This window comes from Colwellia sp. BRX10-1 (assembly GCF_014077545.1).
In the GTDB taxonomy this organism is placed as follows: Bacteria; Pseudomonadota; Gammaproteobacteria; order Enterobacterales; family Alteromonadaceae; genus Colwellia_A.
This window is the reverse complement of sequence record NZ_JACGWC010000020.1, coordinates 25,871-41,715: the sequence shown is the minus strand read 5'-3', so window position 1 is coordinate 41,715 and position 15,845 is coordinate 25,871. Positions and strand designations below refer to the sequence as shown.

Sequence of the window (15,845 nt, the reverse complement as noted above, 5' to 3'; positions counted from 1 at the left end):
ATTATTAAAGGCGGCCTATTAGGTCGCCTTTTTTATTTCCAGTGAAAAATGTTTATAATAGCTAAGCTATTATCTAGGAAATGATTATGACCGAAATTTTATATCAAAAAGAAACCATTGCCGCACAAGCTACTGCACCTGGTAGAGGTGGCGTTGGTATTATCAGAATATCTGGACCTGAAGTTAAGAGTGTTGCTCAGGCTATTTTGGGCAAGATACCTGAAATTAGAAAAGCTGAGTATTTACCCTTTAACGATGCTAACCAGCAAACGCTCGATCAAGGCATTGCCTTATATTTTAAAGCGCCCCACTCATTTACTGGTGAAGATGTCCTTGAATTGCAAGGACATGGTGGACCCGTGATATTAGATATGCTGTTAAAAGAAATTTTAGCACTACCTAAAGTACGTATGGCAAAACCCGGTGAATTTAGTGAGCAGGCATTTATTAATGACAAATTAGATTTAACACAAGCTGAGGCCATCGCTGATTTAATCAACTCGAGTTCAGAGCAAGCGGCTCGTTGTGCATTACATTCACTACAGGGTGATTTTTCTAAGCTTGTTAATCAACTTGTCGAAAGTACTATTCATTTAAGAATGTATGTTGAAGCCGCAATTGATTTTCCTGAAGAAGAAATAGACTTTCTTGCTGATGAAAAAGTTGTTGGCGATCTGAAAAAAATCATAGGTCAGGTAGAAAAGGTTCAAAGCCAAGCCCATCAGGGCAGCATTATTCGTGAAGGAATGCGCGTAGTTATCGCTGGACGACCTAATGCCGGTAAATCAAGCTTGTTAAATGCATTAAGCGGACGTGAAGCAGCTATTGTCACAGATATAGCAGGAACAACACGAGACGTCCTTACAGAGCAGATACACATCGATGGTATGCCACTGCATATTATTGATACGGCCGGCCTACGTGAAAGTAACGATCAAGTAGAGCAAATTGGTATTGAACGCGCTTGGCAGGAAATAAATCAAGCAGATAGAGTGCTTCTTATGGTCGATGCTTGTGATGATAATAATGATGATCCACAGAAATTATGGCCAGAATTTTTTGCCAAACTTCCCAAAAATATTGGTTTAAGCATTATTAAAAACAAAGCAGATATTAAGGGCATAGCGACCGGTTTATCGGCGACTAATGATATTCCTACGGTAACCTTATCGGCAAAAAATGGTGATGGCATAGCAGAGCTCAAAGACCATTTAAAAAGTATTATGGGCTATCAGGGCAGTACTGAAGGAGGATTTATGGCAAGGAGACGACATTTGGCCGCATTAGAACAAGCTCATCATCATTTAATTATTGGTTTAGAACAGCTTGAATCTTATGTCGCAGGAGAAATTCTTGCTGAAGAGTTACGTTTATGTCAGATAGAACTCAATAAAATAACCGGTGAATTTACCAATGACGACTTATTAACAGAGATATTTTCGTCTTTTTGTATCGGAAAATAACGCTAAATACCACTTTAAATTTAAGAAAAAAGGGACAAAATGAGCTCATTTCAAATCATTGTTGGCAGTATGTTAGGTGGATCTGAGTATGTTGCTGAAGCCTGTGAAGAGACATTATTGGCACTAAATCACCAAACAACTCTTCACTTGCAGCCCGATTTTGAACAAATAATAGCCGATAATCAAACTTGGCTAATTTGTACATCGACTCATGGTGCTGGAGACTTTCCTGACAACATTCAAAAATTTGTTGAAGATCTTAAAAATAGCACTATAGATCTATCCCCAGTTAAATTTATGATCATAGGTTTGGGTGATTCAAATTATGATACCTTTTGTAAAGCCGCTAAAGATTTTCAAAAGTTATTACTATCAAGGGGTTGCAATGAAATAGTCGTGATAAAAACCTTAGATATGAGTGAAGAAATAGATCCAGAGGATCTTGCTCAACGTTGGTTAGAAAATAATAAAGATCTTTTATAAAGATCTTACTCATAAGTTATCAACAAAACTGTCCCCTACAACAACCATCTGTGGATAAGTCTGGGTAAAAGCTATTAATTTCTTATTATTATTCAGTGTATAGAATTCTAATTTATTTAGCTTGTGGATAACTAGCCATTTTGATCATAGGTTTAAAACCCTTTGATCAAAGTTTGATCACAGTGTTATGATCGTACTAATGAACTGTTATCTATAAGGAAAAAGGACTTATCAACAGAAAATGGCTTTACTAATAAGTAATAGTAATAAGATCTCTTTAAAGATCTTATATATTATAAGAAGGATCACACTCAGATCTTTTTAGTCATTTGATCATTCCCCTCATCGCAAAAAAGCGCTAAAATACGTTCCCTAATTTTTGAATAACAAATTATTCATAAAAATATTTTTAACGTTTAATCAAGGCCTGAAATTTATGTGGTACCAAGAATCTTATGACGTAATCGTAGTGGGTGGTGGTCATGCCGGAACTGAAGCATGTCTTGCAGCAGCACGTATGGGTTGTAAAACATTATTGTTAACTCATAACATCGACACTTTAGGTCAAATGTCATGTAATCCAGCCATTGGCGGAATTGGCAAAGGACATCTTGTTAAAGAAATTGATGCCTTAGGCGGATTAATGGCAACGGCTACAGACCATGCTGCAATTCAATTTAGAACATTAAATGCCAGTAAAGGCCCTGCCGTTCGTGCTACACGAGCACAGGCTGATCGAATTTTATATCGCTCGTATGTTAGAAGTCATTTAGAGAATCAAGAAAATCTTACTATTTTTCAACAACCTTGTGACGATCTTATTCTAGAAAATAATAGAATTGTCGGTGTATCTACACAAATGGGATTGAAATTTAAAGCGAAGTCCGTTGTTTTAACCGTTGGCACATTTTTAGCAGGACAAATTCATATCGGTTTGAATAATTACCAAGGTGGCCGAGCAGGAGATCCTGCAAGTGTAAATTTAGCAAAAAATCTACGTGATATGCCATTTCGAATGGATCGTTTAAAAACAGGTACCCCACCTCGTTTAGATGCACGCAGCTTAGATTTTACTAAAATGGAGCAACAACCAGGCGATGATCCTCGACCGGTATTTTCATTTATGGGATCAAGAGATGATCATCCAGCTCAAGTACCTTGTTACATTACCCATACCAACAGTAATACCCATGATATTATTAGAAATGGTCTCGATAGATCGCCAATGTACACTGGCGTTATTGAAGGCGTTGGACCAAGATATTGTCCTTCAATAGAAGATAAAATAACTCGCTTTGCAGATAAAGATTCTCATCAAATATTTGTTGAACCTGAAGGGTTAACAACCCATGAAATATATCCTAACGGTATATCAACAAGTTTGCCTTTCGATGTTCAAATGGCATTAGTACGTTCAATCAAAGGTTTTGAAGACGCTCATATCACTCGACCGGGCTACGCTATTGAATATGATTACTTTGATCCTCGCGATTTGAAACAAACCCTTGAAAGTAAATTTGTTGAAAATTTATATTTTGCTGGACAAATTAACGGTACGACTGGTTATGAAGAAGCTGGAGCTCAAGGGCTATTAGCGGCGACGAATGCTGCAGCTCGAGTACAAGGAAAAGAAGAACTTATTTTAGGCCGCGATGAAGCTTACATGGGCGTATTGGTTGACGACTTAGCGACGCTAGGCACTAAAGAACCTTACCGTATGTTTACTTCACGTGCTGAATACCGATTATTGTTACGCGAAGATAACGCTGATATCAGATTAACAGAAAAAGGTTATAAACTGGGCTTAGTTGATGAAGCTCGCTGGAAAGCCTTTAACGAAAAAATAGAGATGGTTGAACTAGAGCGTCAACGATTAAAAACAACCTGGATCCAAAAAGATCACTCTGGCGTAGATCAAATCAATGAGCTACTTAAAGCCGATATCAGTCGAGAAAATAGTTTAGAAGATCTGATCAGACGCCCTGAAGTTCGTTACGATGATTTAATGAAAATAGAAGGTTTAGGACCGGCAATTACTAATAAACAAGCTGCAGAGCAAGTTGAAATTCAAATTAAATATGCAGGTTATATTGATAGACAACTTGATGAAATATCAAAAAAGAAACGACACGAAAATACGCTGATCCCACTAGATTTTGATTTTACCCAAATATCGGGTTTATCAAATGAAGTTGTGGCAAAATTAAGTGATTCACGACCTGAAACAATTGGCAAAGCATCACGTATATCCGGTATTACACCAGCAGCGATATCGTTATTATTGGTTTATCTTAAAAAGCATGGTTTGTTACGTAAGATTGCCTAATTAAAATTATTAAAACGCGAAAAAAAAATGACACTTAAAACTGAACTAACATTACTCATTGATAAAAGCGAATTAACACTCGATGAAGCACAAATAGATTTATTAATTCAATATGTTGAATTGTTAGATAAATGGAATAAGGCTTATAACCTAACATCTGTCCGTAATACCAGTGATATGTTGGTTAAACATATAATGGATAGCCTAATGGTAGGCAAAGAGTTAAAAGGTCAATCATTTATTGATGTAGGAACAGGACCAGGTTTACCAGGTATACCGTTAGCTATTTTATACCCTGAAAGAAATTTTGTTTTATTGGACAGTTTAGGTAAAAGAATCACTTTCTTACGACAAGTGGTTTTTCAACTAAAGCTCAAGAATGTCACACCAGTGTTATCCAGGGTTGAAAAATATCAACCTGATGAACTCTTTGATGGTGTGTTAAGTCGAGCATTTGCATCACTTGAAGATATGGTCAATTGGTGTCAACATCTGATTGCGGATGAAACGGGGCGATTTTATGCACTAAAAGGTCAATTTCCCCGCGAAGAAATAGAACAATTACCAGAACATATAAAGTTTGTAGACAGTAGCGAAATAATCGTGCCTAATTTACAAGGCGAACGCCATGTTATTAAACTAAAAAAAATAATAATATAATAAAATACTTTCGAGGTCATTGTGGGAAAAATCATTGCGGTTGCTAACCAAAAAGGTGGGGTTGGTAAAACAACAACATCTGTTAATTTAGCTGCCTCACTAGCAGCAACCAAACGAAAAATATTATTAATTGATTTAGACCCTCAAGGCAATGCCACTATGGGCAGTGGAATCGATAAGTATGAAGTACACGCAACATGCTATGAATTACTTGTCGAACAAAAGTCTTTCGAAGAAGTGGTATGTCGAGAAACGTCAGGTTTATATGATTTAATTGCCGCCAACACTGATGTTACTGCTGCTGAAATCAAATTAATGCAAGTGTATTCTCGAGAACATCGTCTAAAAAATGCCTTAGCCCCTATTCGCGATCAATATGATTATATTATAATTGACTGCCCTCCTTCATTGAATATGCTGACAGTGAACGCCATGACTGCTGCTGATTCGGTGTTGGTGCCCATGCAATGTGAATACTATGCATTAGAAGGCTTAACAGCACTTATGGACACAGTTTCGCAGTTAACATCGGTAGTGAATGCTGACTTACACATAGAAGGCATTTTGCGAACGATGTACGACCCCCGTAACCGATTAGCTAATGATGTCTCAGAACAATTGAAACGTCATTTTGGTGATAAAGTTTACCGAACCGTAATTCCACGTAATGTCCGTTTAGCTGAAGCACCCAGTTTTGGCTCACCAGTAATGTATTACGATAAGTCATCAACTGGTGCAAAAGCGTATTTAGCACTTGCCGGTGAAATATTACGTAAAGCAGAACAAAAAAAACAAAAACCTGAAAAAACAATTGATTAACTATTTAGATAAACCCGAAGGAAAATTATGAGTCCAGCAAAACGTAGAGGCCTAGGTCGTGGCCTTGATGCATTATTAACATCAAATAAAGAAACTGATGATGCGACTCAACGTAATTTATCTTCTAATCAAGACAGTGAATTACAATATTTACCCATAGAGCAATTACAACAGGGTAAATACCAACCCCGCAAAGATATGTCGGCTGAGGCTTTAGAAGATTTATCAAATTCTATTCTTTCTCAAGGAATTATACAGCCAATTGTTGTTCGAAATATTAGTGAAAACAATTATGAAATAATTGCTGGCGAGCGTCGATGGCGAGCCGCGCAATTAGCTAAAATGGACAAGGTTCCTTGTTTAATTAAAAATGTACCCGATGAAGCTGCAATCGCTATTGCCTTAATTGAAAACATTCAGCGTGAAGATCTTAATGCCATGGAAGAAGCTATTGCATTAGAGCGTTTATTAACAGAATTTGAGTTAACGCACCAAGAAGTAGCCAATGCGGTGGGTAAATCTAGAACGACTGTTTCTAATCTACTGCGTTTAAATAATCTCAACGAAGACGTTAAGACATTGCTAGAACACGGTGATATCGAAATGGGACATGCACGTGCGTTACTAGCATTAGAAAAAGACATACAAAGTAATGCGGCTAGAACTGTTGTTGCTAAAGATTTAACCGTTCGTGAAACAGAAGCGTTAATTAAAAAGATACAAGCACCAGAGAAGGTGATTGAAGAAAAAGAAAAAGACCCAGATACTAAAAGTTTAGAGCAAAATTTATCAGAAAGATTTGGTTCACAGGTGACAATTGCTCATAACAAAAAAGGTAAAGGAAAATTGGTTATCTCCTACAGCGACCTATCTGAGCTTGATAGTATTATTTCTCGCTTCAACTCTTATTAGATTACGCGCATATTATATTTAAGGTAGTTAACGGGTAATAATAAAAAATATTGTTTATTACCCATTAACCAGGATAAAAAATAAGTTTTATTTAACTATTTTATCTTTAGTTATGTCATTCAAAGGTAACGTTTTCATTTTCGATTAAAGCTTTCTAAATTTAGTGTTAAATTTTGTACATATTGGGGCAATCAGCGCCCTATTTTGTTGCATTAGTGCTGTAATTAAGTATACTTGCGACGACTTTTTTAAAGTTAAAGTATTAACTTTAAAAAATACTATGACTACGAAGCATTACGTTGGAGACCGCAGTGGCGAAAGGTTATCAAAATTTATTAACTACGCCTGGTCGAAAATTAGCGTCGAGACAAATCGGTATAATGACAATGTTGGTCGTTATATGCGCGGTAATAACATATTTCAATTGGGGACTCTTATACGCTTACTCTTTACTTGTAGGTGGAGTAGTGGTGATAGTTCCTAATATTATTTTCGCTTATAAAGCATTTAAGTATGCAGGTGCAAATGCCTCAAGAAAGGTTATGGAATCTTTTTATACCGGCGTAAAATTAAAAATGCTATATACAGCGTTATTATTCGCGCTAGTATTTAAATTTTTAGTTATTTCACCCTTAATATTTTTAAGCACATATTGTGTGGTGGTGTTTTTAACATTACTACTGCCAGTTTTTTTAACTGAACGTTAATTCACTGGCGATAAAGATTTATAAACTTTAACTTTTGGGATAATAAAATGGCAGAAGAAGTCACCTTATCAAGCCATATCCAACACCATTTAACTAATGCAAAAATGTGTACAACCGATACTGGTTTAGCATTTAATAAAGCATGTAGTGACAGTGGGTTTTGGACATGGCATATAGATACACTAGCATGGTCAATTGGCCTAGGTATGTTGTTTTTGTGGACTTTTCGCAAAGCTGCTAAAGGAGCTACTGTAGGTGTTCCTGATAAATTTCAATGTTTTATTGAAATGGTTGTCGAGTTTGTCGGTGACAACGTTAATAAAACGTTCCAAGGAAAAAGTACATTAATTGCACCATTAGCCTTAACGATATTTGTTTGGGTCTTTTTAATGAACTTAATGGACTTAATTCCAGTTGATTTCTTACCTGCATTTGCTGGTTTTGTCGGTGAAACTGCTTTCGGCATGGACAGTCACGATGTCTACATGAAAGTTGTACCAACAACAGATATTAATTTAACAGCTGCACTAGCACTTGGTGTGTTTTTATTGATGATTTTTTATTCAATAAAAATAAAAGGTCTTGGCGGTTTTGTTAAAGAATTAACCTTGCACCCGTTCAACACCAAAAACAAGTTAGCGATGGTATTTTTGATCCCTTGTAATTTATTACTTGAAACCATTGCTCTTGTTGCTAAGCCATTTTCGTTAGCACTACGTTTGTTTGGTAACTTATATGCAGGTGAATTAATATTCATCTTAATTGGCGCTGTTGGTTTGATGCAGCTTCCATTGCACTTTGTCTGGGCTGTATTCCATATATTAGTTATCGTATTGCAAGCATTCGTCTTTATGATGCTAACAATCGTTTACTTAAGTATGGCGAGTTCTGATAATCATTAATTTTTAACCTTTAACCTTAACTTTAACTTTAACTTTAACTTTACAATTAAAACTTTGGAGAAAAAAATGGAACAAATATTAACAATGCCTGAAGCGATTAAGTTTATCGCAGTTGCTTTACTAATCGGTTTTGGTGCTATTGGTACTGCAATTGGCTTTGGTAACATGGGTGGTAAATTCTTGGAAGCGTGTGCACGTCAACCAGAACTAGCTCCTTCACTACAAGTGAAAATGTTTATTTTAGCTGGTTTAATCGATGCCGTTGCTATGATCGGTGTTGGTATCGCGATGGTATTATTGTTTGTACTTTAATTTCATTATTTGAACAGCTTACTATTAAGGAGGAGCGGTTGTGAATTTAAACGCCACTCTAATTGGTGAATTAATAGCATTCGTTGTTTTTGTTTGGTTCTGCATGAAATATGTATGGCCACCATTGAACGATGCTATTGAAGCTCGCCAGAAAAAGATCGCTGATGGACTTGCTGCTTCAGACCGTGCTGCAAATGATCTTGAGCTTGCTCAAGAAAAAGCTACTGCTCAACTTAGAGAAGCTAAGTCACAAGCTGCCGAAATTATCGAAGCAGCGAAAAAACGTGAAACGCAAATAGTTGAAGAAGCTGCAGTAAAAGCTCAAGCTGAGAAAGAAAAAATCTTAGCTATAGGTCACACAGAAATCGAAACTGAACGTAACCGTGTTAAAGAAGAATTGCGCAAACAATTTGCTATTCTTGCTGTCGCCGGTGCCGAGAAGATTCTTGAACGTTCTATTGATGCCGCCACACATAGTGACATCTTAGATAAATTCGTCGCTGAACTTTAAGAGGGAATAGAGCTATGTCTGAATTGACAACTGTCGCTCGTCCTTACGCTAAAGCAGCGTTCGATTTTGCTGTTGAAGCAAAGGCTATTGATAGCTGGTTATCACAGCTGACCTTTGCTGCTGAAGTTGCCAAAGATGAAACCATTAAAGGGGTTCTTTCTGGTGGTGCTTCAGTCGAGCAGGCACAAGCACTTTTTTTAAGTGTTTGTGGCGAGCAAATAGACAGTCAAGGCCAAAATTTCTTGAAAATAATGGCAGAAAACGAACGCTTGTTGGTGCTACCACATGTTTTGACGCAATTTTTAGCACTTAAAGCTGAATTTGAGCAAGAAGTTACTGTGGATGTAACCTCAGCTGTAGAAATTACAGCAGAGCAAAAAACAACACTTAGCGCCGCGCTTGTAAAGCGTTTGGCTCGAAAAGTAAAGCTTAATTGTATTGTCGATGCGACTATTATTTCAGGTTTAATTATTAAAGCTGATGACATGGTAATTGATGGCTCTATACAAGGTAAATTGAGCCGTTTAGCAACAATTTTACAATCCTAGAATAAGGGAAAAGAGCATGCAACTGAATTCCACTGAAATCGCCGAACTGATCAAAAATCGTATTGAACAGTTTGACGTTGTCAGCGAAGCTCGCAACGAAGGTACTATCGTTTCTGTAACTGACGGTATTATTCGTATACATGGCCTTGCTGATGTAATGCAAGGTGAAATGATCGAACTTCCTGGTAGCCGTTTTGCTATCGCGTTAAACCTTGACCGTGATTCGGTCGGTGCGGTAGTTATGGGTCCATACGCTGACTTAGCTGAAGGCGTAAAAGTTAAAAGTACTGGTCGTATTTTAGAAGTACCAGTAGGTCGTGGTTTATTAGGTCGAGTGGTTAACACTTTGGGTGAACCTATTGACGGTAAAGGACCTATTGAAAATGATGGTTTTTCTCCTGTTGAAGTTTTAGCACCAGGTGTTATCGAACGTAAATCTGTTGATCAACCTGTACAAACAGGTATTAAATCAATTGATTCAATGATTCCAATTGGCCGTGGCCAACGTGAACTTATCATTGGTGACCGTCAAATTGGTAAGTCTGCCATCGCTTTAGATGCCATTATTAACCAAAAAGATACTGGTATTAAGTGTGTATATGTAGCAATAGGCCAAAAGGCTTCTACAGTTGCTAACTTAGTACGTTCTTTAGAAGAGCACGGCGCGTTAGATAATACTATCGTTGTTGTTGCTGGTGCTTCTGAAGCTGCCGCACTACAGTACTTGTCAGCATATTCTGGCTGTACTATGGGTGAATACTTCCGAGATCGTGGAGAAGATGCATTAATCGTATATGATGATTTGTCTAAGCAAGCAGTTGCTTACCGTCAAATTTCATTACTTTTACGTCGTCCACCAGGTCGTGAAGCTTACCCAGGTGACGTTTTCTATCTTCACAGTCGTTTACTTGAACGTGCTGCTCGTGTAAACGAAGCATACGTAGAAAAGTTTACCAACGGTGCAGTTAAAGGTAAAACGGGTTCATTAACGGCTTTACCTATCATTGAAACGCAAGCGGGTGATGTATCTGCTTTCGTACCAACTAACGTAATATCAATTACTGATGGTCAGATTTTCTTAGAGTCTAACCTATTTAACTCAGGTATTCGTCCTGCTGTTAACGCTGGTATTTCTGTTTCTCGTGTTGGTGGTGCTGCGCAAACTAAAATCATCAAGAAGTTAGGTGGTGGTATACGTTTAGCCTTAGCACAATATGCTGAATTAGCTGCATTTGCTCAATTTGCTTCAGATTTAGATGACGCGACTCGTGCTCAATTAGAGCATGGACAACGTGTTACTGAACTGATGAAGCAAAAGCAATACAGTCCATTGTCAATTGCTGAAACAGCTGTATCGTTATTTGCTGCAGAAAAAGGTTACTTAAACGATGTTGAAATCGCTAAAGTGGTTGATTTTGAAGATGCATTACGCACTTACGTAAACAATGATCACGCTGAGTTGATGGCTACTATCAATGAAAAAGGCGACTATAACAAAGATATCGAGTCTGGTTTAGCGAAAGCAATTGAAGCTTTTAAAGCTACTCAAACTTGGTAATTTAGTTCACCTTTTTGGAGAATAGTCATGGCTGGTGGTAAAGAGATTAAATCAAAGATTGGAAGTGTAAAAAATACACAGAAGATCACCAGCGCAATGGAAATGGTTGCAGCTAGTAAAATGCGCAAAGCGCAAGATAACATGGCTGCATCTCGTCCATACGCTGAGAATATGCGAGATGTGATCGGTCGCGTCGCACTTGGTAATTTAGAATTTCGTCATCCATATATGGTTGAACGTGAAGTCAAGCGTGTAGGTTATATCGTTGTCTCAACAGACCGTGGTTTGTGTGGTGGTTTAAATATTAATTTATTTAAAAAGGTACTTGTTGATGCGGGTACACACCAAACAGCGGGCGCCGATGTTGAATTTGCCATAGTGGGTTCTAAAGCTACGTCATTTTTTAACAATATCGGTGCTAAAATAGTGTCGCAGAAGTCTGGATTAGGTGACAATCCTTCACTAACTGATTTAATTGGTAGTGTTAAGGTGATGTTGAATGCCTATGATAGTGGTGAAATAGATAGATTGTTCATTGTATATAACAAATTTGTTAATACCATGACGCAAAAACCAACAATCGATCAACTTTTACCTTTGCCTAAGTCAGATGATGACGCATTTAAGCATAGCTGGGATTATTTATACGAACCTGATGCTCAAGTTTTACTTGAAAAACTGCTCGTTCGTTATACGGAATCGCAAGTATATCAAGGTGTGGTTGAAAATCTCGCCTGTGAACAAGCTGCTCGTATGGTTGCAATGAAAGCTGCAACAGATAATGCGGGTGACTTAATTGATGATTTACAATTGGTATATAACAAAGCGCGTCAAGCAAGTATTACTCAAGAATTGGGTGAAATCTGTGCTGGTGCAGCAGCGGTATAAACAAAAGTTCTTTGTTTATTTTATTAGTAAATAAGAGCACAAGATTAGAGGATTAAACATGAGTACAGGTAAAGTCGTCCAAATCATTGGCGCAGTTGTGGATGTAGAATTTCCACAAAATGCTGTACCTCAGGTATATGACGCGTTAAAAATAACTGAAGGTAACCTTAGTGGCTTAGTACTTGAAGTACAACAGCAACTTGGTGGTGGCGTAGTTCGTACTATCGCCATGGGTTCATCTGACGGTTTACGTCGTGGTCTGAATGTAGAAAACACAGGTGAGAACATCCAAGTTCCAGTAGGTACTGCAACTTTGGGTCGCATCATGAACGTATTGGGTGAGCCTATCGATGAAGCTGGCCCAATCGGCGAAGAAGAAAAGTGGTCAATTCACCGCCAAGCGCCAGCATATGCTGACCAAGCGATGTCAAATGAGCTACTTGAAACTGGTATCAAAGTAATCGATTTAGTTTGTCCATTCGCTAAGGGTGGTAAAGTTGGTTTGTTCGGTGGTGCTGGTGTTGGTAAAACCGTTAACATGATGGAACTTATTCGTAACATCGCGATTGAGCATAGCGGCTACTCAGTATTTGCTGGTGTAGGTGAGCGTACTCGTGAAGGTAACGATTTCTATCATGAAATGAACGATTCAAATGTACTTGATAAAGTATCACTTGTTTACGGTCAAATGAACGAGCCTCCAGGAAACCGTTTACGTGTTGCCTTTACAGGTTTAACAATGGCAGAGAAATTCCGTGACGAAGGTCGTGACGTATTATTCTTTGTTGATAACATTTACCGTTATACATTAGCCGGTACTGAAGTATCTGCACTTCTTGGTCGTATGCCATCAGCGGTTGGTTATCAACCAACACTTGCTGAAGAAATGGGTGTACTTCAAGAGCGTATTACTTCAACTAAGAAAGGTTCAATCACTTCAATCCAAGCGGTATACGTACCAGCAGATGATTTGACTGATCCCTCTCCAGCTACTACTTTTGCTCACTTAGATGCAACGGTTGTATTGAGTCGTGATATCGCTTCGCAAGGTATTTACCCTGCAATTGACCCACTAGATTCTACTTCTCGTCAACTTGATCCATTAGTTGTTGGCGCTGAGCATTACGAAACTGCCCGTGGTGTTCAATCAACATTACAACGTTACAAAGAACTTAAAGATATTATCGCCATCTTAGGTATGGATGAATTATCTGAAGAAGACAAATTAGCTGTGAATCGTGCACGTAAGATTCAACGCTTTTTATCTCAACCGTTCTTTGTTGCTGAAGTATTCACCGGTTCTCCTGGTAAGTATGTGTCACTTAAAAACACTATCAGTGGTTTTAAAGGCTTACTTGCAGGTGAATACGATGATTTACCTGAGCAAGCTTTTTATATGGTTGGTTCTATCGAAGAAGCAGTTGAAAAAGCTAAAAACATGTAATTTGCTTGGGCGTGTTAGGTTAACGTAAGTCATCGACTTATTAACGATCTAACCGCCTACTTTAGGAGGTCAAAATGTCAGCAATGACGGTAAATCTAAATGTAGTAAGTGCAGAAGAGAATCTATTCTCTGGACGTATTGAATCATTACAGATCACAGGTTCAGAAGGTGAACTAGGTATTATGCCTGGTCACGCACCTTTATTGACCTCGCTAAAACCTGGTATGGCTCGTATTGTTAAATATGGTGGCTCAGTAGATGTTATATATCTTTCTGGCGGCATGTTAGAAGTTCAACCAAATAACGTAACCGTATTAGCTGATATAGCGATACGTGCAGACGATTTGGATGAAAAAGAAGTATTAGAAGCTAAGCAACGTGCAGAAAAACACATGAACGCCCATGGCGGAGATGTTGGTTTTGCTGAAGTTGCGGCTGAATTAGCGCGAGTAACTGCGCAATTACGCGTAATACAAGCGTCTAATAAGAAAGTCTAACTTTACAGACAAAGCACTAAGTTTTAGTGACAGAAAAGCGATATTTACTTAAGGTATATATCGCTTTTTTTTGTCTTTAATATACTGGCTAATTAAGTCTTACTACACGGCCACTCGGTTAAATTTACTGAACCTTGTTAAACGATTAATCTTGATGATGTAAAATATATCAGATACTTATAGCGCTACATGGCTATAGTTTATCTGTTAAAACAAGGTTACAATATTTGTTATTACCATCAAAAACATAAATAACGGATATACTATGTCTCTTTCAGTTGTCATTCTTGCCGCGGGTAAAGGTACTCGCATGCGTTCATCACTCCCTAAAGTACTTCACGCAATTGCTGACAAACCTATGGTTAGCCATGTCATTAATGCTGCACGCCAATTAAACGCTGATAATATCTATATTGTCTATGGCTTTGGTGGTGAAGTATTAAAAGCGACAATAGCGAATAGTAGTGCAAATGATGATTTAACCTTTATTGAACAAAAAGAACAACTAGGTACCGGACATGCCGTAGATATGGCATCACCTTTCATTAAAGATAATGAAAATGTTTTAGTGCTTTATGGTGATGTACCACTGACCAAAGTTAGTACATTAGAAAAATTATTAGCGGTTAAACCAGACCATGGTATGGGATTACTAACGGTAAATTTAGCTGATCCTACTGGCTACGGTCGTATTATGCGTAAAGATAATGTAGTGGTTGGCATCATAGAGCAAAAAGATGCTTCGGCCGAACAGTTATTAATTACCGAAGCTAATACCGGCATTTTATTAGCAAATGGTGGCGATTTAAAACGTTGGTTAGCAAATTTGTCAAGTGACAATGCCCAAGGTGAATATTACTTAACTGATATTATTGCCGCATGTCATCATGAAGGTAAAACTATTGCTACTGCTCATCCCGATACCGAGATTGAAGTTGAAGGTGCCAATAATCGAGTGCAACTTGCTTCATTAGAACGAGCTTTCCAACTACGTGAAGCCGAAGCGTTAATGATAGCGGGGGCAAGCCTACGTGATCCTAACCGCATCGATATTCGTGGAAACGTAGTCATTGGAGAAGAAGTGCATATCGACATCAATTGTATTTTCGAAGGTGATGTTTCCTTAGCGAGTGGTGTGCAAATAGGAGCCAATTGTATTTTAAAAAATTGTACAATCGGCGAAAATAGCATAGTTAAAGCAAATAGTATTATCGAAGACGCCGTTGTTGGTAAAGACTGTTCTGTCGGCCCATTTGCTCGACTACGCCCCGGCTCTGTAATGAATAAAGACTCTCATGTTGGTAATTTTGTTGAAATGAAAAAAACAACTTTAGGAGCTGGTAGTAAAGCGGGACACTTAACGTATCTGGGCGATACGATTATTGGTCAGAATGTAAATATTGGCGCTGGAACCATCACTTGTAACTATGACGGCGTTAATAAGTTTAAAACTATTATAGATGACGGTGCTTTCGTCGGTTCAAATAGTTCGTTAGTGGCCCCGGTTACTATCGGTGCTAATGCCACCATAGGTGCAGGCTCTGTTATTGCTAAAGATGTAGCAGCCAGTGAATTAGCGGTTGCTAGAGGTAAACAAAGAAATATAACCGGCTGGCAAAGACCGACCAAAAAAAGCTAGGTTAATTGATATTTAAAATGAAAGGGGCGCAATATGTGCCTCTTTTTTATGTTCACTGATATTAATTAGGATTAATATCAGTGAAATAAATATTTATTGCCATAAAAGCATACTTTTGTTCTAATAGCTTAAGTTACTAAACGAAACTTATTCTGTAAGATAAGTGTCGAAACAAA

At 37.9% G+C, this 15,845-nt stretch carries 16 protein-coding genes; all 16 read left to right on the top strand.

The window, feature by feature from the left end:
* Window positions 1-86 precede the first annotated feature (86 nt).
* The 16 genes from mnmE to glmU all read left to right on the top strand — a co-directional run bounded on the left by mnmE (window position 87) and on the right by glmU (window position 15,669).
* The gene (mnmE, locus tag H4J75_RS14800; RefSeq protein ID WP_182222563.1) at window positions 87-1,463 is read left to right on the top strand and encodes a tRNA uridine-5-carboxymethylaminomethyl(34) synthesis GTPase MnmE; all 1,377 of its coding nucleotides are present in this window, start codon (window positions 87-89) and stop codon (window positions 1,461-1,463) included.
* A gap of 39 nt (window positions 1,464-1,502) precedes the next feature.
* The gene (locus H4J75_RS14795; protein WP_182222562.1) at window positions 1,503-1,946 is read left to right on the top strand and encodes a flavodoxin domain-containing protein; all 444 of its coding nucleotides are present in this window, start codon (window positions 1,503-1,505) and stop codon (window positions 1,944-1,946) included.
* 436 nt (window positions 1,947-2,382) lie between these two features.
* A complete protein-coding gene (gene mnmG, locus H4J75_RS14790) occupies window positions 2,383-4,272 on the top strand; it encodes a tRNA uridine-5-carboxymethylaminomethyl(34) synthesis enzyme MnmG (RefSeq protein ID WP_182217500.1) in 1,890 nt (629 codons plus the stop codon).
* 27 nt (window positions 4,273-4,299) lie between these two features.
* On the top strand, window positions 4,300-4,932 hold the full coding sequence (gene rsmG, locus H4J75_RS14785; RefSeq protein WP_182222561.1) for a 16S rRNA (guanine(527)-N(7))-methyltransferase RsmG: 633 nt from the start codon (window positions 4,300-4,302) through the stop codon (window positions 4,930-4,932).
* A gap of 21 nt (window positions 4,933-4,953) precedes the next feature.
* On the top strand, window positions 4,954-5,751 hold the full coding sequence (locus H4J75_RS14780; protein WP_070375304.1) for a ParA family protein: 798 nt from the start codon (window positions 4,954-4,956) through the stop codon (window positions 5,749-5,751).
* A 27-nt stretch (window positions 5,752-5,778) separates the two neighbouring features.
* Window positions 5,779-6,663, top strand: a complete 885-nt coding sequence (locus H4J75_RS14775; protein WP_182217502.1) for a ParB/RepB/Spo0J family partition protein — start codon at window positions 5,779-5,781, stop codon at window positions 6,661-6,663.
* Window positions 6,664-6,974: 311 nt separating this feature from the next.
* Window positions 6,975-7,370 carry an ATP synthase subunit I gene (locus H4J75_RS14770; protein WP_182217504.1) on the top strand — a complete coding sequence of 132 codons (396 nt, stop codon included), beginning with the start codon at window positions 6,975-6,977 and terminating at the stop codon, window positions 7,368-7,370.
* Window positions 7,371-7,417: 47 nt separating this feature from the next.
* Window positions 7,418-8,272 (top strand): F0F1 ATP synthase subunit A, encoded by an 855-nt coding sequence (gene atpB / locus H4J75_RS14765; RefSeq protein WP_182175911.1) that lies wholly within the window; start codon window positions 7,418-7,420, stop codon window positions 8,270-8,272.
* 84 nt (window positions 8,273-8,356) lie between these two features.
* Window positions 8,357-8,584 carry a F0F1 ATP synthase subunit C gene (gene atpE, locus H4J75_RS14760; RefSeq protein WP_086745850.1) on the top strand — a complete coding sequence of 76 codons (228 nt, stop codon included), beginning with the start codon at window positions 8,357-8,359 and terminating at the stop codon, window positions 8,582-8,584.
* Between the two features lie 40 nt (window positions 8,585-8,624).
* Entirely contained in the window at window positions 8,625-9,095 is a 471-nt protein-coding gene (atpF, locus tag H4J75_RS14755) for a F0F1 ATP synthase subunit B (RefSeq protein ID WP_182222560.1), read from the top strand.
* Between the two features lie 14 nt (window positions 9,096-9,109).
* Window positions 9,110-9,643 (top strand): F0F1 ATP synthase subunit delta, encoded by a 534-nt coding sequence (gene atpH, locus H4J75_RS14750; protein WP_070375309.1) that lies wholly within the window; start codon window positions 9,110-9,112, stop codon window positions 9,641-9,643.
* A 16-nt stretch (window positions 9,644-9,659) separates the two neighbouring features.
* Window positions 9,660-11,201 (top strand): F0F1 ATP synthase subunit alpha, encoded by a 1,542-nt coding sequence (atpA, locus tag H4J75_RS14745; protein ID WP_070375310.1) that lies wholly within the window; start codon window positions 9,660-9,662, stop codon window positions 11,199-11,201.
* Between the two features lie 27 nt (window positions 11,202-11,228).
* Entirely contained in the window at window positions 11,229-12,089 is an 861-nt protein-coding gene (gene atpG, locus H4J75_RS14740; RefSeq protein ID WP_070375311.1) for a F0F1 ATP synthase subunit gamma, read from the top strand.
* 58 nt (window positions 12,090-12,147) lie between these two features.
* Complete coding sequence (atpD, locus tag H4J75_RS14735; RefSeq protein WP_070375312.1) at window positions 12,148-13,533, top strand: F0F1 ATP synthase subunit beta; 1,386 nt, start codon at window positions 12,148-12,150, stop codon at window positions 13,531-13,533.
* Window positions 13,534-13,607: 74 nt separating this feature from the next.
* Window positions 13,608-14,030, top strand: a complete 423-nt coding sequence (locus H4J75_RS14730; RefSeq protein ID WP_070375313.1) for a F0F1 ATP synthase subunit epsilon — start codon at window positions 13,608-13,610, stop codon at window positions 14,028-14,030.
* A gap of 265 nt (window positions 14,031-14,295) precedes the next feature.
* Complete coding sequence (glmU, locus tag H4J75_RS14725) at window positions 14,296-15,669, top strand: bifunctional UDP-N-acetylglucosamine diphosphorylase/glucosamine-1-phosphate N-acetyltransferase GlmU (protein WP_182222559.1); 1,374 nt, start codon at window positions 14,296-14,298, stop codon at window positions 15,667-15,669.
* Window positions 15,670-15,845 lie beyond the last annotated feature (176 nt).

Bases quoted from the DNA above. Each gene is read 5' to 3' on its own strand.
- mnmE (WP_182222563.1), top strand. From the start codon at position 87: ATGACCGAAATTTTATATCAAAAAGAAACCATTGCCGCACAAGCTACT.
- H4J75_RS14795 (WP_182222562.1), top strand. From the start codon at position 1,503: ATGAGCTCATTTCAAATCATTGTTGGCAGTATGTTAGGTGGATCTGAG.
- mnmG (WP_182217500.1), top strand. From the start codon at position 2,383: ATGTGGTACCAAGAATCTTATGACGTAATCGTAGTGGGTGGTGGTCAT.
- rsmG (WP_182222561.1), top strand. From the start codon at position 4,300: ATGACACTTAAAACTGAACTAACATTACTCATTGATAAAAGCGAATTA.
- H4J75_RS14775 (WP_182217502.1), top strand. From the start codon at position 5,779: ATGAGTCCAGCAAAACGTAGAGGCCTAGGTCGTGGCCTTGATGCATTA.
- atpB (WP_182175911.1), top strand. From the start codon at position 7,418: ATGGCAGAAGAAGTCACCTTATCAAGCCATATCCAACACCATTTAACT.
- atpE (WP_086745850.1), top strand. From the start codon at position 8,357: ATGCCTGAAGCGATTAAGTTTATCGCAGTTGCTTTACTAATCGGTTTT.
- atpH (WP_070375309.1), top strand. From the start codon at position 9,110: ATGTCTGAATTGACAACTGTCGCTCGTCCTTACGCTAAAGCAGCGTTC.
- atpA (WP_070375310.1), top strand. From the start codon at position 9,660: ATGCAACTGAATTCCACTGAAATCGCCGAACTGATCAAAAATCGTATT.
- atpG (WP_070375311.1), top strand. From the start codon at position 11,229: ATGGCTGGTGGTAAAGAGATTAAATCAAAGATTGGAAGTGTAAAAAAT.
- atpD (WP_070375312.1), top strand. From the start codon at position 12,148: ATGAGTACAGGTAAAGTCGTCCAAATCATTGGCGCAGTTGTGGATGTA.
- H4J75_RS14730 (WP_070375313.1), top strand. From the start codon at position 13,608: ATGTCAGCAATGACGGTAAATCTAAATGTAGTAAGTGCAGAAGAGAAT.
- glmU (WP_182222559.1), top strand. From the start codon at position 14,296: ATGTCTCTTTCAGTTGTCATTCTTGCCGCGGGTAAAGGTACTCGCATG.